Origin of the sequence: Legionella massiliensis, from assembly GCF_000756815.1 — a bacterium.
GTDB lineage: Bacteria > Pseudomonadota > Gammaproteobacteria > Legionellales > Legionellaceae > Tatlockia > Tatlockia massiliensis.
On record NZ_CCVW01000001.1, the window covers coordinates 1,179,819 to 1,201,635 of the forward strand.

Genomic DNA, 21,817 nt, shown 5'->3' on the forward strand with positions numbered 1-21,817 from the left:
AAAAAGAGGCGAAATTTAAATATCGATTAAAAAACGTCTATCACAGACATTCTTTAGAAAGAACATAAAGGAAGGGTTAACATCTCATTTTTTTTAGAAATTAAAATAAGATGTTAACAAGTGAAAAAAAGTTTACTTAACTTTTTTCTCTTTGAAAATCACGTGCTTACGAATAACAGGGTCGTATTTTCTCAATTCCATTTTTTCAGGATGATTACGTGGATTTTTTGTGGTCGTAACGTAATATCCTGTCCCTGCTGTAGATTCCATTTTGACTTTAACAGTAACAGCTGCCATGGTTTTTCCTCTTCAGTTATATTTTTTCGCCGTTGGCTCGGAGCTTGTCCAAAACAGCTTTAATTCCTAATTTATCGATAATACGCATGCCTTTAGTGCTTACTCTGAGGCTTACGAAACGATTTTCTTCTTCAACCCAAAAGCGATGTCGCTTAATATTGGGCAGAAAGCGTCTTTTGGTTTTGTTGTTGGCGTGCGACACATTGTTGCCTGTTATTGGTCGCTTGCCGGTAACCTGACATACTCTTGACATATTGTGACTCCAAAGTATTCGATAGATTTGGCTCTGCTCTGTAAAACTCAGCAACTGCGAATTTCCAACACAAGCTAGGCTAAATCAGCCGGGTGTAAAATACAAGAGCGGTTTTATAGCAAAAAAAGATTGATTATGCAAGATTGTGGATCAGAATAAGTTTTGGTTTTTAAAATCATTAGTGAAATGTCCTTGTAATTTCTCAAGAATTTATAGAGTACCTATTTTGCTTAATATTAGTGATCACAAAATTGTCATTAATGAGTATAATTCGCGCTGAAATCATGATAGGTAAATTGAATGCAACGAACAATCAAGAGTTTTGTCATAAGAGCAGGACGTATCTCTAACCGCCAGCAACAGGCTTTGGATCAAGATCTGCATCGCTATGAGTTGCTTATAAACAATAATCCTTGGGATTTACATGCCATTTTTGCTCGTGACGCAGATACCGTAGTCGAAATAGGATTTGGCATGGGGGCTTCATTAATAGCAATGGCACAGCAGCAGCCTGAAGTTAATTTTATTGGTATTGAAGTGCATAGAGCCGGTATTGGCAGCTTGGTTGCTGATTTACGTGATAATAATATTAATAATGTACGCATAGTTGCGGGCGATGCTGTCGAAGTATTTAAACATCAATTAACTGATGGTGCTCTTGCAGGCATACAAATTTTCTTTCCCGATCCCTGGCATAAAAAGCGACATAATAAACGTCGTTTAATTCAACCTGAGTTTGTTAGATTGCTTATTCAGCGACTTAAGTCTGGAGGGTTTATTCATTGCGCGACAGATTGGCAAGACTATGCGGAACATATGCAGGCTGTGTTGGCTGCAGAAGCAAATTTATTGAATACGCAGCCTGATGGTGGTTTTTCACCGCGCCCTGAGACCCGACCCTTAACTAAATTTGAACAACGTGGTCAACGACTTGGTCATGGTGTCTGGGATCTAATTTACACTAGAGTCTAAACAAAAGTGAAAAAGAACATTGCAAAATCCTAAAGGTTTTTGAGCCTTATTATTCCACTAGTTAAGATTGGTTTTCAGAAAGCCAACTGCAATAAAACACTATAGGAAGTTAAAATTATGAAATCGATTAGTGAATTAGATGGTGTCATTGCACGGGGGAACCAGGCTTTTTATGTTTTTATTGAGCAAGAGCTTAGAAATGATAAGGACCTACTGAAACGTAGATTTTCACTTAAAAATGGCGAGAAAACTACCGTATTAAACTATTTGATTCGCATTCATAACCGCTCTAAGGGATGGGATATGTCCGAGCCTATTCGCTGGCTTTTAGAGCGAGGGGCGGATATTAATAAAGATCAGCCACTGCATTTGTTAATGTGGTTGAGAAAAATGGACCTCTATTCAATTTTTGTGAATGAACGCTATCTTCCCCAAGATAGAGAGCTATCTGACTATGCAAGTAGCCTCGATACGAGCCCTGAACAACAATTGCAACTTCACTGCCGAGACAATGAAGGCAGGACCTTGTTATCACGAGCAATCGGAACCAGAGATAATCGCCTAATTTCAGAACTCGTCCGATTAGAGTTAGATCTTGATGAAGCGAGTAAAATAAAGGTTTCTGGCGAATATATTGAGTTACAGCCACTCCATCAGGCTGTGCTTAGTAATTATCCAGAGGCTATTCAACTATTTATTAATGCAAGGGCGGAAGTTAATAATCCCTGCGGTCCTAAGTTCGAAACACCGCTCATCCTGGCGGCAAGATATGGACGAATTGATGCCCTAGCTGCCCTACTTGCTTGTAGTGATAAGGAGCTTGATTATAGCTATGAGAATAAAGACGGGATGCGGGCTATTGATTTTCTTTGCCAACGTTTGCAGGATGGCGTGGATTCAGAGGAAACACTTCAGGGGATAGCGATGTTGCTCTGCCATGGCGCAGAGGCTCCCCTGAGTGAAGAGTATCGATCTTTATTGATGGATAACCGCATTGCTTTGCTTGATGAGGTTAAAAAATACACTAAAGCATCACAATATCCAGCCACCCAATTTGTCAGAGCTTGCCACGATAAAAATAATTCTTTACACAAGATTATCTATGCTTCCAGCTCCTGGGCAGAGTCTTTTCGCCGTACCTTTGGCTTCTCTAGTAAGGAATCCTTTCTTGTTGAAGAATTAGTGTTTAATGTGAATGAGCTACCTAAGAGAAGAGCATCGCTCCTTATGCGTAGCTCAGGTCTGGAGACATCTCAGCAGGAATCGCCTTCAGTTTCTCACAATCAATCTGAAAGTTTTACTCCAAAAGAGCGGCAATTTGCTGAGTTTGTCTGGCGCTATCGCGGGAGTTTCCAAGGATTTTTTGTAAACCCCTTTAGCAAGATGCATTGGAAACTTGCTACTGGAGAATACACAACAATAAAACAGGTGAGTGACTACGTTAAAGAAAATCATCAGGAAGAGCACGAGAAGAAAATTCGCTCAGAGCTGATTTGGGAGCGGATGACAAAGGGAAATCTAATTATTCATGATAGATTAGATGAGAATTATGAAGATGGGGCTAGATTAAATTACTCATAAAGCTTACTTGCTTAAAGAGAGCAGACCCCATAGAATCCTAGTTTTCTGTGCAAAAGCGGGGAGAGATTAATGGGTTGGAATGAGCCAGATAAAGGCAAAGATCCATGGAGTGGGAAGAATCAGCCACCAGATTTGGACGAAGCGTTAAAACGATTTCAGGAAAAGTTAAAGAAAACCTTCTTTGGTGGTTCTCAGCAACCGGAAGGGGATGAGATACCCCCAGCAAATAAAAATGGCGGCCTACTGGTTCTCGCGGCTGTCTTAGTGCTTTTTGTTCTTTGGGCGCTTTCCGGAATCTTTATTGTTGATGAAGGTGAACAGGCGGCGATTCTTCGTTTTGGTAAATATGTAGATACCGTTGGACCTGGACCGCATTGGATTCCGCGCATTGTTTCTTCAAAAATTGTCAAAAATGTAGAAAGGGTTTCCGACTACTCTTATTCAGCCCAAATGTTGACTAAAGATGAGAACCTTGTATCGGTCTCTTTGGCTGTGCAATACCGTATTGGCGATTTGCAAGCTTATCTGTTTAATGTTGCTGATCCTCAGGAAAGTCTACAACAGGCTACTTCAAGTGCTTTACGGCAAGTTGTGGGAACCACAACACTTGATCAGATCATTACGGAAGGCCGAGAAGCTTGGGGATCTAATGTTCAGGATTCCTTGACGAAAACTCTTGCCCAATACAAGACAGGGATTGTGATTGTCAACGTATCGCCTCAACCTGCGCGCGCTCCTGAAAATGTACAGGATGCCTTTGATGACGCAATTAAAGCCCAGGAAGATGAAAAACGTTTCAAAGAGCAAGCCTTTGCTTATCAAGCTCGAGTAGTACCTACTGCTGAAGGGAATGCAAAACGAATTAATGAAGAAGCGCAGGCTTACGCCCAGCAGGTTGTTTTGCGTGCTAAAGGAGAGGTTGCTGAGTTTCTTGCGTTATTACCCCAGTATATGCAGGCGCCAGCTGTAACCTCAGAAAGGATGTACTTGGATACAATGCAACAAGTTTTGTCCAAGAGCTCGAAGGTTATAGTTGATTCTAAGTCAAATAATCTTTTGTATTTGCCGCTCGACAAATTAGCTGCAGCTCCTAATTTAATGCCTAAGGCCGAGACGGCAAGTGGTGCTAATGCTAAATCAACGTCTGGAGTTGAAGATGAAAGTTTGGCAGTTAGCAGTCGAGATATTAGCCGACGAACTTATAGCAGTGGCCCAGGGAGAAACTAGTCAATGAACGCAACAAAAACAACCTTAGGTATCCTGGCCTTTATCGTCTTGATGGTCGTGTTAGCCAGTGTATTCACAATTACTCAGGGACAGCATGGTATTTTGCTTCGTTTGGGACGATTGGTGAATGATAAAGATGGCAACACCTTAGTCTTAGGTCCTGGTTTACATATCAAAACACCTTTTATTGAGAATGTGCGTGTTTTCGATACCCGTATTCAAACGATGGATATCAAATCTTCAAGGATTGTTACCAAGGAAAAGAAAGACGTAATTGTTGACTATTATGTGAAGTGGCGAATAGACGATTTGGCACGTTATTACAAATCAACAGGTGGGAATGAGCTTAAGGCAGAAACTTTGCTTGAACAGCAATTAAACACGTCTTTGAGAGCAGAATTTGGTAAACGCACTATTTCAGCGGTTGTTTCCGGTGGCCGTGATGATGTCATGGAGTCCTTACGCGACAAAGCTGAAGAACGGGCAGCTGAATTAGGGATTTCTGTAGTTGATGTTCGTATTAAAGGGATAGAGTTGCCAGAAAATACTTCTAATGCAATTTATCAACGAATGCGTGCAGATATGCAGAAAATTGCTAACCGCCATCGTGCGGATGGTAGTGCTGCAGCGGAAGCGATTCAGGCGGCTGCCGATGCCCAGATTACTGTATTACTTGCAAAGGCGCATAGTGAAGGGCAAATGCTACGTGCTCGAGGTCAAGCGGAAGCTGCAGGAATCTATGCAGCTGCTTTTGGACAAAATAAAGAGTTCTTTGCTTTTTATCGTAGTTTGAAGGCTTATGAAAGTAGCTTTAATGATAAGCAAGACTTATTGGTACTGGATCAAAGTTCCGCATTTTTTAATTATTTTAAACAAGCACTCAATAGCGCTAGCGCTAATGCCAAAAACTGATTATAATTGCGGATTTTGCTGAAATCGGGTTAAGCACGCTTAACCCTTTTTTATTGGGGGTAAAATTCGTAATAGGTCAGCTCACTCTGTCATTGCTTGGTGGGTAAAGGGCTGACCTATTACTAAAACTCTACTCCCTAGTGATTATCAATGTGCAGAATAAAGAGTCGATTATGGGTAAAAATGTTGTAGTAATAGGTACGCAGTGGGGCGACGAGGGCAAGGGTAAAATTGTCGATCTCCTAATGCATGACGCGCAGGTTGTTGTTCGCTATCAGGGTGGGCACAATGCTGGTCATACATTGAAAATTAAAGGGGAAAAAACAGTTTTGCGATTAATCCCTTCAGGGATGCTCCGCCCACATGTGCAATGTTACATTGGAAATGGCGTCGTACTTTCTCCCCAAGCCTTGCTTGATGAAATTAAAGAGCTGGAAAATAAAGGGGTGAGTGTTCGTAGTCGCTTGCATATTAGTCAAGCTTGTCCCTTGATTTTACCCTGCCATATTGCCTTGGATAAGGCTCGCGAAAGTCATAAAGGTAGCGTTACGATAGGCACAACTGGCCGTGGTATTGGCCCTGCTTATGAAGATAAGATCGCTCGCAGAGCGCTGAAAGTTGGTGATTTGCTTCATCCACAACGCTTTAAAACTAAACTTACAGAGCTTTTGGCCTACCATAACTTTGTTCTGAAGCATTATTTTGATCAACCAGAGGTTGAATTACAGCCTTTGCTTGAAGAAGCTCAGCTTTGGGCGGAAGAGTTAGGCGCAATGATTTGTGATGTGACTACTTGCCTGCATGAACATCGAGTAAAGGGCGATGCGATCATGTTCGAAGGAGCTCAGGGTGTTTTCTTGGATATTGATCATGGCACTTACCCCTTTGTAACCTCATCGAACACCTGTGTAGGCAGCGTAGTTAACGGCGCAGGTTTTGGGCCTCGCTATCTCGATTATATCCTTGGTATTACTAAAGCTTATACAACCCGTGTGGGTGGTGGACCCTTCCCAACTGAGTTAAATGATGAAATTGGTAAAACCTTGGCTAGTCGCGGAAATGAATTTGGTGCGGTAACTGGTCGTCCACGGCGTTGTGGCTGGTTTGATGCGGTGCTATTACGACGCTCAATTGAGCTTAATAGTATTACCGGACTGTGCATGACAAAACTTGATGTTTTGGATGGTTTAGAGACAATAAAAATTGCAGTGGCTTATCGTGATTCTAAGGGCACACTGATATCTCGACCTCCCCAGGCAGCTGAGGATTTTGAAGGGTTAGAGCCTGTATATGAAGAAATGCCAGGCTGGTCTGAGTCAACTGCTGATGTGACAGAGTTGACGGAGTTACCGGCTAATGCATTGGCCTATATAAAGCGAATAGAGGCCTTGCTAGATGTGCCCGTGGATATTTTATCAACTGGTCCAGAGCGAGATGCTACCATTATCTTACGTAATCCTTTCGCAATCTAATCTCTCTTTGTACGGGAAAAAGTAAAAATCCTCATACTCATTCTGAATCCTCGCGGCTTGGCCGCGGGAATTCGAATTTTTCTAATAGCTAAGCCCCGTTGCAAGGAACGTAAGCTGGGTTGTTAAGCCAAGCCTGACCTATTACGAATTAGCTTTTCCTATTGTAAGATGTATTTCAAAACGCAGGAGGCGAAAATATGTTTAGCAGTACTTGTGGCGCGATTGAACATAGCTCTAAATGGCTTTTTTCAGAAAAGGGATATTATCTTAAGAACTCTAAATTTAAGATGCCTCCAGCACTGGAGCCCACATTAGGAAAGAATGGTCTGGCTATCTACTGTTTCCATGGTACGGCTGATTTTCCTGCTAGTTTTCAACAATTTGGTGTGGATTTAATGGTTGAAGGCTTGCCTGAGATTATCTCTGAAATCCGTATCATTAGTTTTTCAAACCGTTTTACCGGAAGTTCCATTGAAGACCAAGCTATAGATCTTATCGAGCAGATTGTGGCAAATGGCGATACCCACGTTGTTTTGGCAGGCCATTCAAGAGGAGGGCTTGATGCACAGCGTATTGATAAGCTTAGCGCCGAATATGGCATCAAGGTTCATTTGGTACTCAATATTTCCACTCCCTATCAGGGGTCTTATTTGGCGTTGTGGCCACTAACTACATTTTCAAAGTCAGTTGGGGAAATGGCTATTTCCACTAAGTACTTGAAGACTGCTGCTGAAGAAGTTTTGAGCTCTAAGGCAGAGTATCATTTTTTTGTGGCACCCTGGGATTGGATAGTTGAGCCGAAAAAATGTTATGTCCGCGAATATGTACAAAAACACCCTGATTCATTGACTATGTTGGATGACGAGTCGCATTTATCAATAATGGGTTCTAAACGGCTGGTATCTGTCAGCCATGGTCTTATTGTAAAAAAGGCTAAATCATTAATCGCGGAAGCTTTGGCCGCTAACTTAAACTCCAAGAAAGATAGCAAGCCAGAAGATGAGCTGATGGATATAGAATTAGAGTCGATGAGTTGCAGTTAAAAGCCAGAGATAGAAAGAGAGGGCGGCTCTTCATCGGGTAGATTCTTTAATTCCGCTCTTAATTCTTGCTTTCTATTTTTAAGAGTATTTATTTGCCCATTAACAGCGGTAAAAAACAGAACGCGCTCCCCAGGACCATCTTTAAAATCCTTTAGGTCATCCTTATACCTCTTAATACTTTCCTTTACTTGGCTTAGCTGATTTTCCAGAACCTCTCTCCGTGTTTTCATTTGTTATCCCGTTGGGCTAAGGTAGATCTATCATACTGAATTTATAGAACAAGTCACGAAGAGGCGGCATAGCTGCTTTCAAACTTATCGAGTTCAAGCTCTAATTGCCGTTGTAATTTGGCTTTTTCATTCTCATTGACAAATTGTAGACAGCTTGGGCTATTAAGATTTTGGCAAGCATTTTGTGGTGTAGCCTCATCAGCATTCAGCCACAAGCTTTTACCCGGCAGGAAACTATAGGTTAGAGCATTGCGGCTAATCATTTTTAGAGTGGGGTAATCTAGGTGATGGTTTAGCGCTGCTTCAACATACTGCCGGGTTAAGTCTGTGCGCAAAACTCCCTCATCATCGGTAGACAAAACTACAGGTACACGATGCAACAGGTACTCATTGAGTGGGTGTTGGGCGCCGGAAATATTAAGAATTTTTTTATTAGAGATTAAATTGATTTCGACAGCAATTTTATCTGAAGCCATTTGTTGTAGTAATTTTTCAGCCTTGTCTTCGTAACTAATATCGACCCCATGACCAATCCGTTCGGCCTGACCTGTGAGAATTGCGTCTTGGATATGAAAGCGCAGGTTTTCAGGAACAACTCTTCCTGGGGCTAACTCACCAGCATGTAAGCTGATATGCACATTAGGATAATTCTGATGTAAAAATTTGAAGACTTGCATTTGCTTGTGATAATCACGCAGTGAAATAATGCCATCCTCAGCTTGTACTAAATTCACACTGACCAGGTCCTGTGAATTTGCGGCGGCGGCAAAGCCATTGAGTGCTTGAGCAAAGACTTTCTCAAGGGGCTGCTCCCTTAATACATAGTATTGGAATTTGACAGTTAGGTTACAGACTTCTTGTTGGGGGGCCGTTTCACAGCCAAGATTTTTACGGGCTTGTTGCAAGATGCGTTTTGTTTCATCAACGGTAAATTGGATATTGTTGCTGAAATCTTTGTTCGCAAGTAAGTCTTTGCGGGCAGCGGCAAAATTATCCTGATTGAGCTCTTTGGGGGCAAAATTTGTCGATTTTGCATTGTCGGGTAGCATCATAACTTCCAAATAAAGCTCATGCTGGTTTGCTGCTCGCTGCATAATTTCAGTAAGTAGCTCGGGTCGATAATCAGCAAGCACCCGCATAAATTTGAAAAAAGTTGCGAAGAAATGTTCATCACTGGATTCTTGACCAGCAACAAAATCTTGCAGTGACCAAGCCCTGATAGTTTGTTTGTAGAGCAGGGGTGTCTCTGTGAGCTCACTCGCGCTAATACCAATACAACGTTCAACTTTTTTGCTCATCACAAAGGTTTGCTTATCCAGACAATAATCACCTTTAGCCGCAAGTGCTAACATCGTTTCAGGATAAGCTCCTCCCGCTAGGTGATAGTGTAATTCGCCACCCTTAGGCATTTCCTTTAAAAAGGCATAGAGTGCATTGGGTCTTGTTTTGATGGAATTAAAATAGTTACTCACAGCTGTTGTTGAGTCAGCGAATACTTGGTAGGTTGGGAGTAGAAGCAAGGCGAAGAGCTTTAAAAGTCGCATGGGAATACAAGTTGATTAGCGAGGCGCAATTGTCTCATAAGGAAGGCAAAAATTAAACGCTAGATCTCGAGGCATTGGTTTTGCGTAGCTTGCTTCAGTGCTGAAATGATCGCTGAGGTAAAAGACTCGGACAAGGAGAATAAATTCTATGAAATTTGATGTCTTAGTGTTGGGTGGGGGTATTGTTGGGGTGTCCGTAGCAACTCATTTGCAAATGCGTGGGCGTTCGGTGGCTCTGGTCGATTTGAAGCAGCCAGGGAACGAAACCTCATTCGGCAATGCAGGCTTAATTCAGCGTGAAGGTGTCTATCCCTATGCCTTCCCCAGAGATATTGCTGCTTTGGTAAAGTATGCATTTAATCGTTCTCCTGAAGTGAGATATCACCCACGGGCAATGTTAAAACTAACGCCTTTTCTTTGGAAATACTGGTTTAATTCTCATCCCTTACGTCATGCTGAGATTGCTCGTTCTTATGCGACCCTTATTCAGCACAGTGTTAGAGAACATCACGCACTGGCTGATGTGGCTGGTGGCAGGCACTTAATCCGACCTGGAGGATGGTTAAAGGTTTTCAGAACTGCAAAAAAACAAGATAGAGAGTTAGAGTTTGCGGAAAAATGCCTGGCTGAATACGGCGCCAAATATGAATTTCTTGATGCAGCTTCTTTGAGGCAGATTGAACCGGATCTGCAGCAAACATTGCTATCTGCTTTGCGATATACCGAGTCAGAATCAGTTAGTGATCCCGGGGCTTTGGTTCGAGCCTACGCTAAATACTTTAGCCAACTTGGTGGTCGATTTTTTATTGGAGATGCATTCACGTTGACAGAACCTTGGTCTGTTAAAACAGACGAAGGGAATATTAGGGCTAAGGATGTTGTGATTACTCTGGGTCCCTGGACCGATGTGTTAAGTTCGCGCCTTGGTTATCATTTTCCTCTAGCAGTGAAGCGTGGCTACCATATGCATTATGGCGCAACTCCCCAAGTAAAACTCAATCATCCGGTTCTCGATATTGAATATGGCTATCTGCTCGTGCAGATGGCTCAGGGAGTGCGTTTAACTACGGGCGCAGAATTTGCCAGTCGTGATTCCAAAAAGACACCGGTACAGCTTATGCGGGTTGAGCCTATTGCCCGCAAGCTTTTTCCGATTACTAACCGACTCGAGGGCTCTCCCTGGATGGGTAGCCGACCCTGTACACCAGATATGTTACCAATTATTGGCCCAGCGCCTCGCCATGCTAATCTTTGGTTTGCTTTTGGCCACGGACATCATGGCTTGACTCTGGGGCCTGTAACTGGGCGTATGCTTGCTGAAATGATGACCGGGGAGGATTTGATTACTAACCCGACACCGTTTCGACCTGATAGATTTAAATGAGTTTTATCCCTAACTGACGTTAAGTAAGGAATTTCATCCCCCAACGTAGCCTGTCATCCAGAGCGCAGCGAAGGATCTCCGGGATTAGCACAATGCCTCATTTAGGAGATCCTTCGCTGCGCTCTGGATGACGGAATGTCGAGTGACCTACTTGATGGCTAATTTAAAATAGTCGCATATTCCTGAAAGGTACTGGTGGGTACATGACTAGCACTGGGTGCTGTATTAGTTAAGATTACTACCACCGAGCCAGTTGCCGGATGATACATAGCAAGAGATTGATATCCCAGAGAGCTACCAGTATGACCAATCCAGCCACTTAATATTGGGCAGTCGCAATACCATTGCCTGCAAGTTCTAAAGGGGCTTTCGTGATAGGAACTAGGCTAAATGTTGATTGAGAGTGAGCGGTTGAACATAGGGTGATGAGTAAACTGATAATTCTAATTATTGTATTTTGGAGCATGAGATAACAGATTGGAAGGGTAATGCGCACAATGATATCTAATTTATAGAGAGATTAACAAGTTTTCTCAAAAATTAGCCATCCTGTTAGAGCTAGCCGAATTCCCGTGGTCAAGCCCATAGGTATCTACATAAGTGTCTAAAAGCCTTACAGATAAGGGTTTTAAGCAGGAGCAGTGCTCCAACCCACAACGCTTAATTGATGAATATCCTTATCTAAGGAAAACCTTGATTACGCTGTGCTGCATCAAGGTTTCATTTAAAATTCACTGCTCTCGGATTTTGCTTCGCTGCATCCAGGTTACTGATTGATTGGAACAAAATGCCGTCATTGCAAGTATGGGGAAACCTCGCCCAGATAAAAAAACTCACTACAAGCTTGGGGCTTGTAGTGAATTAATCAAGCTTTGTTTAGCGTTTAGCGACAGCCAAACCTTTTAAGATAGTTAAAGCAGCATAAAGTTGATAATCTTCGTGCAGCAAGGTGTCATCATCTTTAACCGCTTCATTCGAGTTTTTGGTTTGTTGATCACTGTTGAGCAAGTGACCACTCAAGTCAGCTTCGCTAAAGCCAGCAAAGGCATCGCTTTTAGCTGCGGCTTTAGGTACTTCTATTTCTTCTACAACGATATCAGGTGTAATACCTTTAGCCTGTATAGAAACCCCTGATGGTGTGTAATACAAGGCTGTTGTCAGCTTGATTCCTCTCTTGTCATCAAGTGGTAATACAGTTTGGACAGAGCCCTTACCAAAGCTTTGAGTGCCAAGGATAATAGCTCGTTTATTGTCCTTTAACGCACCGGCAACAATTTCAGATGCAGAGGCGGAACCGTTGTTAATCAATACAACCATGGGTGCATTATTCAAAATGTCCTTAGTATTCGTTGACAGTGCAGTAAATTTCGAGCCAGGCAGACGTCCTTGAGTGTAAACAATCATCTCTGGTTTTCCATTTTTGTCACTGGCTAAGAATGCATCAGAAACCTGAATTGCTGTATCTAATAGGCCGCCAGGGTTATTGCGCAGGTCAAGGATAAGACCTTTTAATTTTCCGCCAGATTGTTGTTTGAGCTGATTAATCGCTTTTTCCATATCTTGACCAGTCAAGGCTTGGAACTGGGTAAGGCGAACATAACCGTAGCCATCGTCAAGCAATTTGCTTTTCACGCTCTTAATCAAAATTTTTTCACGAATCAGGGAGAAGACTAAAGGTTTGTTCTCACCTTTACGCAGAATAGTTAAATCAAGCGTTGATCCTTCTTTACCGCGCATCAGGTCAACAGCATCTTTCAAACTGAGACCTTGCACTGATTTTGAGCCTAATTTAATAATGTAGTCGCCAGCTTTAATACCGGCTTTAAAGGCTGGTGTGTCGACGAGAGGAGTAACGACTTTAACCACGCCGTCCTCCATTGTGACTTCAATACCTAAGCCGCCAAATTCGCCACTGGTAGACGTTTGCAGTTCTTTGAATGCGTCTTCATCAAGATAGGTAGAATGTGGGTCAAGTCCACTTAGCATGCCGCGGATCGCGTTATCAAATAACTCTTTGTCGTCAACAGGTTTGACATAGTATTTTTTAATTTCACCAATTGCATTAGAAAATCGCTGTACGTCTTCCATCGGAATTTGTGAGGTTCCGCTATTACTTTCTTCTGCTGTAAATGCTTGGACTGGGAAAAGCAGGGCGGTTGTGACCAATGTTGCCATGGCGCCGTTATAGAAACGATTCTTATGCATACTGTTCTCCTTGGGTAAGTTTGGCGCGCAGCAAGCGGCCTCCTTCCGGTATCAATTTCTCTACTGCAATTTAAGTGCCAGGGGCAAATTATGACAACCAATCAAGTGGGGGTACAGCCTTACCTCTATGCCTCACCTCAAAGTATAGTCCGTTTTGTTTTATACCACCGCTGTGCCCAACAGCTGCAATCTGCTCTCCTTGCATCACTGTTGCTCCTTTTTGCTTAAACAGCGATTGATTATGGGCATACAATGTCATGAAGCCCTGGCCATGATCAAGGATTAATAATAAACCATAGCCTTTTAGCCAATCACTAAAGACCACTTTGCCAGGATAAACGGCAGTAACTGGTGTTCCTTCTCCGGCAAAAAATGTCAGTCCTTGGTTCATTTTTTGTATAGATTGCCTTTCAGTTTGAACTGGGCGTGGTAATTTTTTTCGCATCTGAGTGAAAGGTTGTCTTGTCTGTATAATACTTTGTACGGCTAATGATTTTAGTAAATTCGATAGATTTTTTTTATCACGCTCATAGTCAGACAAGGTCAGTTGCTTGGTTTGAATTTCATTGTTCAGCGACTCAATAACTGCCGTATGATAATGTTTATTGCGCTCAAGCTCTTGCTGGTGCTTATTAAGTTGTTGTTGCAATTGTTGTTGGTCATGGAGTTCTTCTTTCAGCGTATCTTGACTTAAAGTGAGATTACGCGTGGTCGCATCAATTTGATCAATGATCTTCTGCCTTGATTGCACTAAATATTGATGAAAGGTAAGCAAGCGGCTGATCGTATAAGGTTCATCCTGATTAAGTAGCCATTTGAGCGGTTGGTATTCCCCCATTTTATAGCGAGTGCGGATGTGTTCGGCGAGTAACTGTTGTTGAGCAACTAGTTGCTTATTTAGCTCATTGACACGCTGTTGCAGATTGCTAATTTTCTGTTGTTTCGAATTCATATCTTGCTGAATAATTCGCAACTGATGCACACCTTCACCAATTTGCTTCTCGGTACCAGCAAGCTCTTGGTTCAGCAGGCCACGTTTATCATTGGCTGAAGCTAAGGTTTGTCTGAGCTTATGAATTTGTGTATCAAGTGCTTTGAGCTTGCTCTTTGTTTGGACTAAAGAAGAATTTTCTGCCCAAACAAGCGATGAGGCAAAGAAAACGATAAATAGAAGCTTATTCATTAATCGCTTTGCTTTGCCCCAGCCAAAATTACCGGGTCTGTTAAATAATTCGTTAATTCTCAAGATCATGGGTTTCAGTCAATAATACATTACCTGTCATTTCAGCAGGTTGCTCAATATCAAGCAAGGCAAGAATAGTCGGAGCAACATCAATTAAGCTACCTTTATTTGCCTTAAAATGCCAATCGTTATTACCGATGTAAACGAGCGGGACTGGTTCGCAGGTGTGGGCTGTATGGGCTTGTTGTGTACCCTCATCATACATTGCTTCGGCGTTGCCGTGATCGGCGGTAATCAATAATACCCCTCCTTCCTCAGCAAGAGCTTGCCCAACATCGCGCATGCAGCGATCCAGGCATTCAATCGCCTTGACCGTTGCCTTAAAGTCACCACTATGGCCAACCATATCGGCGTTAGCATAGTTACAAATTATCAGATCATAGGCTTTGCTGTGAATAGCGTCGACTAAAGCACGGGTTAATTCTGGAGCACTCATTTCAGGCAGCAAATCATAGGTAGCTACTGCAGGGGATGGGATAAGGATTCTATCTTCATTAGGGAAAACCTGTTCGCTACCACCGTTAAAAAAGAAGGTAACGTGAGCATATTTTTCTGTTTCCGCAATACGTAATTGGGTCATCCCATTAGCGGAGATAACTTCTCCCAGGGTATTACGCAGGGTTAATGGGGGGAATACACATTCAGTGTTTAAGCTTTTAGCATAACGAGTCATGCTGACAAAGTGAGACAGTGTAGGTTGCTTGCTACGAATAAAGCCACTAAAAGCATCATTAATAAAGGTTTGAGTCAATTGACGGGCGCGGTCAGCACGAAAATTAAAAAAGAAAACTGCATCTTCATCCTCAATTGCTTTGGCTTCACCAATTAAGGTTGGTGGAATGAATTCATCGGATTTCTTTTCTGCATAAAAACTTGCTATTGCCTCTTCTGCCATATCGAAATGATAGTTAGATTTTGCATCAGCTAATAAATGATAGACAGGAGATATACGCTCCCAACGTTTATCACGGTCCATAGCAAAGTAACGCCCACAAATTGAACGGATTGTAGCGACTGGATATTGCTTAAGCTGCTGATTTAACTTTTCGATACTTTCCAGGGCACTTTGAGGAGGCGTATCTCGTCCATCGAGAAATAAATGCAGGGAGACTTGATTGAAGTGATGTTCGGCACAAAATGCAAGAAAAGCAAATAAATGATTTTCATGGCTGTGCACGCCGCCTGGCGAAAGCAAGCCCATGACATGTAAGGTTTTGCCGCTTTCTTTTAATTCATTGATAAGACTGATGAAAACAGGGTTTTTCGCAAATTCCCCATTGGCGATTGCCTTATTAATACAAGTAAAATCTTGATTGATTACGCGCCCAGCACCAATATGCATGTGGCCGACTTCTGAATTCCCCATTTGCTCATCGGGTAAACCAACCTGATGTCCAGAGGCATCAAGCAAAATATGAGGTCTGCTAAGCCACCACTCATCCCATTGAGGGGTTTTTGCCGCCTTAATAGCATTGTATTCTTGGTTAGAGCTGTAACCCCAGCCGTCAAGAATCATTAAGACGAGCGGTGTATTTTTGAGCATCTTAAATCTCTGAATATAAAAAGTCCTGATTATTACCCAAGCTCCTTCAAAATGCGAGTTTTGTTGGGGATGACCTTTGTATGGGACAAAAAATAGAAATCCTCTAATTCATTCCGAATCCCTGCGGCTTGACCGCGGGGTCATGTAGCTTTCACCACGGTCAGATCCCGCGGTCAAGCCGCGGGAATTCGAATTTTTTCTGAGATTACAAGTTTTTGCCCGGAACAAAGTTAATTTTGGCTTTGTACAGCATAAGACTTAATATTTTTCTACAAAGCAGTTAGACTATTCGCCATTTTGAGTTGTAGGATGAATTGGGTTGAATGAATTAGATCCCCAGCATATTGCTATAGTGATGGATGGTAATGGGCGTTGGGCACAAAGCCGAGGTTTATTACGGGTTGAAGGGCATCGCGCAGGGGCTGAAGCGGTGCGGGCTGTTGTCCGGGGTTGTATTGAACATCAGATTCCGGTTCTTAGCTTATTTGCTTTTAGTAGTGAGAATTGGTCTAGGCCAGAAGAGGAAGTAACTTTTCTTATGCAGCTTTTTATGGATGCCCTGCATTCAGAAATCGACGAATTGCATCAGAACGGGGTCTCGTTGCGATTTACAGGTGATAGAAATCCTCTTTCTCCCGCATTGCAGGAACAAATGCGCGACGCTGAAACCTTGACAAAAAACAACACACAGTTAATTTTGAATCTTGTAGTTAACTATGGTGGCAAGTGGGATCTTGTTGAAGCAGCCAAGACAATAGCAAAAAGAGTAACAGCTGGTGAACTTAATATAGAAGCTATCGATGAAACAGTATTTGCACAGGCTTTAAGCACGGCAGGTTTGCCTGATCCTGATTTATTTATTCGAACCAGCGGTGAACAAAGGATTTCTAATTTTTTCCTTTGGCAGCTTGCTTATGCCGAACTCTATTTTTCTGATATACACTGGCCTGATTTCAATGCGGAAGAATTTGAAAAGGCTTTGGCCAGTTTTAGCCAGAGAGAGCGGCGCTATGGTAAGACATCACAGCAATTAAGTGAGGCAGATCATGTTTAGACAACGACTGTTGACTGCGTTAATCCTAGTTCCTCTTGTTTTATTTGCTATTTATTATGCAAATAGCTGGATTTTTATTGGTTTGGTTTTGTTGCTGCTACTAGGCTGTGCGCTTGAATGGCTGCCATTGATTCCTATTAGTCGCCTGGGATTGAAATTAGGTTTTATTACTGCGTTAATTATAGGGACTTGGCTAAGTCATTATATTTATGATTATTGGCTTACTTTGGGGTTGATCCTTTGGGGCGCTATTCTAGTTGCTGTACTTAACTTTCCAAAATTCCAATCTGTGTGGGGCTATCCCTGGGTTATTTTTCTTGCAGGAGTGATACTCTTATCCTTATTTGCACAAAGTATGCTCAGAGTCTATCATCAGAATCAGGGCAAGGACTTAATTGTTTATTTGCTGTTTATCGTTTGGGCAGCAGATATTGGCGCTTATCTGGCCGGGAAGCAATGGGGCAAACATAAGTTGATTCCTCAGGTGAGTCCTGGAAAAACAATAGAAGGACTTTGTGGTGGTTTTATTCTATCGATGCTTATTGCTATAGGAGGCTATTTCTATTTTCAGCCTGTATATCCACTTAGATGGTTTTTGATTGCAGTATTCACTACCCTTATTTCTGTGCTAGGCGATTTGTTTATTTCTATGCTGAAAAGACGTAGCAAAGTGAAAGATACTGGCCATTTATTACCTGGCCATGGTGGTGTGCTTGATCGTCTGGATAGCCTCATTGCGGCCTTACCTTTATTCAATTGTGGGTTGGTGTTAATAACCCCGGGATTATAAATATGGTATCAACCTTATTTTATTTTTTTTTGGCGCTTTTGTTACTGATTAACATTCATGAGTTTGGACATTTTATAGTTGCTCGTTTATGCGGCGTTAAAGTGCTGCGGTTTTCTTTCGGCTTTGGCAAGGTATTGGCTCGTTGGTATGACAAGCGTGGAACTGAGTACGCTTGGTCCCTGCTCCCACTAGGGGGATATGTGAAAATGCTTGATGAGGCCGAAGGAGAGGTTCCTGTTAATGAGCGTCATTTAGCTTTTAATAACAAATCAGTTTGGGCGCGTATTGCTATCATTGTCGCGGGTCCTTTTTTTAATTTCATCTTTGCTTTTGTTGCCTTATGGCTGGTGCTAGTCATTGGTATCCAATCCTTAGCACCGATGATTGATGATGTGAAGCCGGGAAGTATCGCTGCGAAGGCAGGATTACAGGCGAAAGAAGAAATTCTGGCTCTGGATAATAAGCCAATAAATAGTTGGCGTGATTTCCAGTTTGCTCTGATGCCTCTGCTAGGAAGTCAGGCTGAGATTCCTATTTCTGTAAAGTCACTGGACAATACCCAGAGAAAGAATTTAGTATTGCCACTTGCTAATTGGGAGCTTGACTCAAAAAAACCTGACCCACTAGGTAGTTTGGGGATCGTGCCTTTTATTCCTAAAATTCCACCGGTGATTGGTGAGGTTGTAGCAGATACGCCTGCGCAGAGTGCTGGGCTTAAGCAAGGCGATATTATTAAACAACTCAATGGAAAACCATTGGATGATTGGTTGGACTTGGTTGAATTTGTCAGGTTGCATCCCAATGAGCAATTATCCTTGTTGCTTAATCGTCAGGGGCAAGATGAGACAGTTAGTCTTCATATTGGCTCCAAAGGTGATAAGGGACAAAATGAAGGTTTTCTTGGCTTACGTTCACAGGCTGTAAATTGGCCTAAACAATGGCTTCGGCTGGAACGACAAGGGCCGATAGATGCAATGGGAACTGCTTTTCGGCAAACAGTAGAATTGACGGGCGCTACCTTCTCTTTGATTGGTCGTTTTGCTACTGGAAAATTAGCAATGCAAAGTATAAGTGGGCCAGTAGGAATTGCCCAAGGTGCTGGAGAATCTGCCCGTAGTGGTTTAACCTATTACCTGTCTTTTTTGGCTTTGGTCAGTATTAGCCTCGGAGTGTTAAATTTATTACCTATCCCGATGCTTGATGGGGGCCATTTATTGTACTGCATTATCGAGCTTATTCGTGGGCAACCACTTACCGACGGCGTAAAATCGATAGGTATTTATATGGGACTAATCTTTTTAGTGGGATTAATGTTATTGGCGTTATCTAATGATATATCGCGCTTAACGAATTGATAAAATTGAAGTATGTATTCAGCACAGTTCACTGCTAGGGGTTCTCATGAATCTTTCAGTGATAGGACAGGAACCTTCACTTTATTCAATTTCTTGACAGGGTCAGTCAGTTCCTATAAAAGGGTTGCAATTTTTATTTTCGCTGGGCGAGAAGGGCATAATGCTTCCTTTGAACTCGGTGACAAGATTTGATGTACTGGACAAAATATAATAATGAAAAAAGTCAGTAGAAAAATTGTATTGGGTATTTGTTGTTCAACAATGTTGGCCTGGTCATTACAGGTAAGTGCAGCAAATGGTTTTATAGTTCGTGATATTAAAGTTACCGGATTGCATCGAATTAGTACTGGTACAGTATTAAACTATTTGCCAGTTCAAGTGGGTGAAGAGATTAGTCCTGCCTCTACGGCACAGATTATCCGAGCTTTATACGACACTGGTTTTTTCCAAGCAGTAGAGCTTGAGAGAGAAGGCAATACCCTGATTGTCAATGTTGTTGAGCGGGCAACTATTGGTTCGGTAACCGTTACTGGCAACAAAGAAATCCCTGCTGATAAAATGAAAGAGCTTCTCAAGCAACTAGGCTTGGTAAAAGGGCGTGTATTCCAACGCTCTTCGCTGGAACGCCTAGAGAAGGAATTAAAGCAATCATACAATGCCCGCGGGAAATACAATGCCCGAATTGAAACAAACGTAACTATTCTCACCGAAAACCGTGTTGCCATAACCGCAACGGTTTCGGAAGGTCGTGTATCACGTATCAAAGAAATTAAATTTACTGGTAACCATGATTTTTCCAGCAATGAATTAATGCCAGAGATGTCTTTGTCTACCTCCAGCATATTCACTTATTTATCGAAAAAGGATCAATACTCCAAGGCTGCAATGGATGCTTCATTAGAAGCTTTGCGTTCTTTCTATCTTGACCGTGGTTATCTGAAGTTCAGAATTGTTTCTTCGCAAGTTCTATTATCGCCTGATAAAAAGGATGTCTTTATTAACATCCATGTTGAAGAGGGGCCTCAATACCGTTTTTCAGGCTATGCAGTTTCGGGAAATGCGGTGTTGCCCAAGCCACAAATTGATGCGCTTATTCAAGTTAAAAAAGGCGAAGTGTTTTCAAGGAAAAAGGTTACCGAGAGTATTTCTGCAATTGGTTTAGCTTTGGGCGATGTTGGTTATGGTTTCCCTGCAATTAATGCTGACCCGCGAATTGACGAGAACGATCAGACAGTATTTATCACCTTCATGGTTGAACCAGGACGCCATGTTTATGTTCGTCGAATTAACTTCCAAGGTAATACCAAGACTGCTGACTATGTATTACGCAATGTTATCCGCCAGAATGAAGGGTCATTGCTTTCTTTGCACAATATCAAAGAGTCCGAACGGCAAATGCGCCTTTTAGGTTACTTAAAGAATGTGAATGTAAAAACAACACCTGTGCCTGGGGCGAATAACCAGGTTGATTTGGATGTGGAAGTAGAAGAAGCGCCTTCTGCGGAAGCTACAGCTTCCTTAGGCTATGGTACAAATGGTCCTCAATTTAGTGCGGCCTTTAACCAGCATAACTTTATGGGAACCGGGCGTTCAGTGGGTTTTGGCTTTAACGCCAGTTATTGGGGTAGAGATTATTCATTCAACTACTATAACCCCTTCTATACTAAGACAGGCGTTGGTCGCGGATTTAATCTTTATTACCAAACGATTGATCCTAAGCATTTAAAAGATATCTCTGTCTACTCTGCAGATCGCTTTGGTGGCGATGTGAACTATAACATTTTGCTCAGCGAATATAGCAGCTTACAACTTGGTTATGGTTACCAGGATTTACGCATTAAATCGCCTGGTGTTGTATGGCAAATTCAGAATTTCGTAATTCAAAATGGACGTAATTTCCATGAACTTCGTTTAAATACGGGATGGAACCGCAACACTTATGATCAGATGCCTTATCCGACCAGAGGATGGAACCAACAGGCAGGAGCTGTGGTTGCTTTGCCCGCTTCATCCAGTTCCTTGTCCTATTATAAACTCTCGTACATGACGCGTGTTTATCAACCGCTTGTTAAAGGCTTTATCTTTACTATCTTAGGTAATGTCGGATTTGGAGACTCCTTTAATGATAGCGGGTTACCCTTCTTCGAAAACTATTATGCCGGGGGTATTGCTTATCCTGGACAGGTGCGTGGTTTTGATAGCTATTCACTGGGTCCTAAAGATAACAATCGCAACGCGCTTGGTGGTAACTTGTTAGTTAATGGAAGTGCTGGATTGATTCTGCCTTATCCCTTAAGCCGTGATACTGTGCGAACTACAGTCTTTGCTGATCTTGGTAACGTATATTCGAATGGACTTCCTCCTGCGTTGTCTGGTACTGATTCAGGCCCACTACGCTATTCAGCTGGTGTGTCTGTTGAATGGCGTTCACCCTTTGGTCCCTTGGCGTTTAGCGTTGCTAAACCATTGAATAAACAAAAACACGATGATACCCAGGTATTCCAGTTTACTTTATCCTCTGGATTTTAATTAGACCAAGAATCCGCAGCTGGGATTCGGTGGAAGTTCAATCTCTCGAATTCCCGCGGTGTGACTGCTGGCTCTTTATATCTTCAGTCACCTCTGTCAGCCTGCCCAGTCTTCCATTATCAAAAAAATACTATTCTGTAGCAAATTTTGTTGACAGGATGAATTGCAATTATCGCAACCTAG

18 protein-coding genes are annotated in these 21,817 nt (G+C 42.3%); 11 read left to right on the forward strand and 7 right to left on the reverse strand.

Annotated features, from left to right (window positions below):
- Positions 1 to 132: 132 nt before the first annotated feature.
- Positions 133 to 297, reverse strand: a complete 165-nt coding sequence (gene rpmG, locus BN1094_RS05045) for a 50S ribosomal protein L33 (RefSeq protein WP_043873223.1) — start codon at positions 295 to 297, stop codon at positions 133 to 135.
- Positions 298 to 313: 16 nt separating this feature from the next.
- On the reverse strand, positions 314 to 550 hold the full coding sequence (gene rpmB, locus BN1094_RS05050; protein WP_043873224.1) for a 50S ribosomal protein L28: 237 nt from the start codon (positions 548 to 550) through the stop codon (positions 314 to 316).
- Positions 551 to 850: 300 nt separating this feature from the next.
- Here rpmB and trmB point away from each other — a divergent pair, with 300 nt between their 5' ends.
- The 6 genes from trmB (at position 851) to BN1094_RS05080 (ending at position 7,757) form a co-directional block, all read left to right on the forward strand.
- Positions 851 to 1,522, forward strand: coding sequence for a tRNA (guanosine(46)-N7)-methyltransferase TrmB (gene trmB, locus BN1094_RS05055; protein WP_043873225.1), 672 nt, complete (start codon positions 851 to 853; stop codon positions 1,520 to 1,522).
- Between the two features lie 117 nt (positions 1,523 to 1,639).
- A complete protein-coding gene (gene ankC, locus BN1094_RS05060; protein ID WP_043873226.1) occupies positions 1,640 to 3,103 on the forward strand; it encodes a Dot/Icm T4SS effector AnkC/LegA12 in 1,464 nt (487 codons plus the stop codon).
- Positions 3,104 to 3,172: 69 nt separating this feature from the next.
- Positions 3,173 to 4,330: an FtsH protease activity modulator HflK gene (gene hflK / locus BN1094_RS05065; RefSeq protein ID WP_043873227.1), complete on the forward strand. Its 1,158-nt coding sequence runs from the start codon at positions 3,173 to 3,175 to the stop codon at positions 4,328 to 4,330.
- A gap of 3 nt (positions 4,331 to 4,333) precedes the next feature.
- Positions 4,334 to 5,242, forward strand: coding sequence for a protease modulator HflC (gene hflC / locus BN1094_RS05070; protein WP_043873228.1), 909 nt, complete (start codon positions 4,334 to 4,336; stop codon positions 5,240 to 5,242).
- Between the two features lie 173 nt (positions 5,243 to 5,415).
- The gene (locus BN1094_RS05075) at positions 5,416 to 6,714 is read left to right on the forward strand and encodes an adenylosuccinate synthase (protein WP_043873229.1); all 1,299 of its coding nucleotides are present in this window, start codon (positions 5,416 to 5,418) and stop codon (positions 6,712 to 6,714) included.
- Positions 6,715 to 6,911: 197 nt separating this feature from the next.
- On the forward strand, positions 6,912 to 7,757 hold the full coding sequence (locus BN1094_RS05080) for a lipase family protein (RefSeq protein WP_052403140.1): 846 nt from the start codon (positions 6,912 to 6,914) through the stop codon (positions 7,755 to 7,757).
- Here the strand turns inward: BN1094_RS05080 and BN1094_RS05085 are convergent.
- Positions 7,754 to 7,987: a hypothetical protein gene (locus BN1094_RS05085; protein WP_043873230.1), complete on the reverse strand. Its 234-nt coding sequence runs from the start codon at positions 7,985 to 7,987 to the stop codon at positions 7,754 to 7,756. The genes BN1094_RS05080 and BN1094_RS05085 overlap by 4 nt on opposite strands.
- Before the next feature lie 53 nt (positions 7,988 to 8,040).
- On the reverse strand, positions 8,041 to 9,531 hold the full coding sequence (locus BN1094_RS05090; RefSeq protein WP_052403141.1) for an adenosine deaminase family protein: 1,491 nt from the start codon (positions 9,529 to 9,531) through the stop codon (positions 8,041 to 8,043).
- 148 nt (positions 9,532 to 9,679) lie between these two features.
- Here BN1094_RS05090 and BN1094_RS05095 point away from each other — a divergent pair, with 148 nt between their 5' ends.
- Positions 9,680 to 10,915 carry an NAD(P)/FAD-dependent oxidoreductase gene (locus BN1094_RS05095; RefSeq protein WP_043873231.1) on the forward strand — a complete coding sequence of 412 codons (1,236 nt, stop codon included), beginning with the start codon at positions 9,680 to 9,682 and terminating at the stop codon, positions 10,913 to 10,915.
- A gap of 876 nt (positions 10,916 to 11,791) precedes the next feature.
- On the opposite strand, the gene BN1094_RS05100 is transcribed toward BN1094_RS05095, so the two are convergent.
- The 3 genes from BN1094_RS05100 to gpmI all read right to left on the reverse strand — a co-directional run bounded on the left by BN1094_RS05100 (position 11,792) and on the right by gpmI (position 15,906).
- Positions 11,792 to 13,090, reverse strand: coding sequence for a S41 family peptidase (locus BN1094_RS05100; protein WP_425411907.1), 1,299 nt, complete (start codon positions 13,088 to 13,090; stop codon positions 11,792 to 11,794).
- Positions 13,091 to 13,208: 118 nt separating this feature from the next.
- Entirely contained in the window at positions 13,209 to 14,303 is a 1,095-nt protein-coding gene (locus BN1094_RS05105; protein WP_043873754.1) for a murein hydrolase activator EnvC family protein, read from the reverse strand.
- 52 nt (positions 14,304 to 14,355) lie between these two features.
- Positions 14,356 to 15,906, reverse strand: coding sequence for a 2,3-bisphosphoglycerate-independent phosphoglycerate mutase (gene gpmI / locus BN1094_RS05110; protein WP_043873233.1), 1,551 nt, complete (start codon positions 15,904 to 15,906; stop codon positions 14,356 to 14,358).
- A gap of 319 nt (positions 15,907 to 16,225) precedes the next feature.
- On the opposite strand from gpmI, the gene BN1094_RS05115 reads away from it, so the two are divergent.
- From BN1094_RS05115 to bamA, 4 genes are all read left to right on the forward strand, one after another.
- Positions 16,226 to 16,960: an undecaprenyl pyrophosphate synthase gene (locus tag BN1094_RS05115; RefSeq protein ID WP_043873234.1), complete on the forward strand. Its 735-nt coding sequence runs from the start codon at positions 16,226 to 16,228 to the stop codon at positions 16,958 to 16,960.
- Positions 16,953 to 17,750 carry a phosphatidate cytidylyltransferase gene (locus BN1094_RS05120; protein WP_043873235.1) on the forward strand — a complete coding sequence of 266 codons (798 nt, stop codon included), beginning with the start codon at positions 16,953 to 16,955 and terminating at the stop codon, positions 17,748 to 17,750. Before BN1094_RS05115 ends, BN1094_RS05120 begins: the two co-directional genes overlap by 8 nt.
- 2 nt (positions 17,751 to 17,752) lie before the next feature.
- Positions 17,753 to 19,105, forward strand: coding sequence for an RIP metalloprotease RseP (gene rseP, locus BN1094_RS05125; protein ID WP_043873236.1), 1,353 nt, complete (start codon positions 17,753 to 17,755; stop codon positions 19,103 to 19,105).
- A gap of 213 nt (positions 19,106 to 19,318) precedes the next feature.
- Complete coding sequence (gene bamA, locus BN1094_RS05135) at positions 19,319 to 21,634, forward strand: outer membrane protein assembly factor BamA (protein WP_043873238.1); 2,316 nt, start codon at positions 19,319 to 19,321, stop codon at positions 21,632 to 21,634.
- Positions 21,635 to 21,817: the final 183 nt, after the last annotated feature.

Bases quoted from the DNA above. Each gene is read 5' to 3' on its own strand.
- rpmG (WP_043873223.1), bottom strand. From the start codon at position 297: ATGGCAGCTGTTACTGTTAAAGTCAAAATGGAATCTACAGCAGGGACA.
- rpmB (WP_043873224.1), bottom strand. From the start codon at position 550: ATGTCAAGAGTATGTCAGGTTACCGGCAAGCGACCAATAACAGGCAAC.
- trmB (WP_043873225.1), top strand. From the start codon at position 851: ATGCAACGAACAATCAAGAGTTTTGTCATAAGAGCAGGACGTATCTCT.
- ankC (WP_043873226.1), top strand. From the start codon at position 1,640: ATGAAATCGATTAGTGAATTAGATGGTGTCATTGCACGGGGGAACCAG.
- hflK (WP_043873227.1), top strand. From the start codon at position 3,173: ATGGGTTGGAATGAGCCAGATAAAGGCAAAGATCCATGGAGTGGGAAG.
- hflC (WP_043873228.1), top strand. From the start codon at position 4,334: ATGAACGCAACAAAAACAACCTTAGGTATCCTGGCCTTTATCGTCTTG.
- BN1094_RS05075 (WP_043873229.1), top strand. From the start codon at position 5,416: ATGGGTAAAAATGTTGTAGTAATAGGTACGCAGTGGGGCGACGAGGGC.
- BN1094_RS05080 (WP_052403140.1), top strand. From the start codon at position 6,912: ATGTTTAGCAGTACTTGTGGCGCGATTGAACATAGCTCTAAATGGCTT.
- BN1094_RS05085 (WP_043873230.1), bottom strand. From the start codon at position 7,987: ATGAAAACACGGAGAGAGGTTCTGGAAAATCAGCTAAGCCAAGTAAAG.
- BN1094_RS05090 (WP_052403141.1), bottom strand. From the start codon at position 9,531: ATGCGACTTTTAAAGCTCTTCGCCTTGCTTCTACTCCCAACCTACCAA.
- BN1094_RS05095 (WP_043873231.1), top strand. From the start codon at position 9,680: ATGAAATTTGATGTCTTAGTGTTGGGTGGGGGTATTGTTGGGGTGTCC.
- BN1094_RS05100 (WP_425411907.1), bottom strand. From the start codon at position 13,090: ATGGCAACATTGGTCACAACCGCCCTGCTTTTCCCAGTCCAAGCATTT.
- BN1094_RS05105 (WP_043873754.1), bottom strand. From the start codon at position 14,303: ATGAATAAGCTTCTATTTATCGTTTTCTTTGCCTCATCGCTTGTTTGG.
- gpmI (WP_043873233.1), bottom strand. From the start codon at position 15,906: ATGCTCAAAAATACACCGCTCGTCTTAATGATTCTTGACGGCTGGGGT.
- BN1094_RS05120 (WP_043873235.1), top strand. From the start codon at position 16,953: ATGTTTAGACAACGACTGTTGACTGCGTTAATCCTAGTTCCTCTTGTT.
- rseP (WP_043873236.1), top strand. From the start codon at position 17,753: ATGGTATCAACCTTATTTTATTTTTTTTTGGCGCTTTTGTTACTGATT.
- bamA (WP_043873238.1), top strand. From the start codon at position 19,319: ATGAAAAAAGTCAGTAGAAAAATTGTATTGGGTATTTGTTGTTCAACA.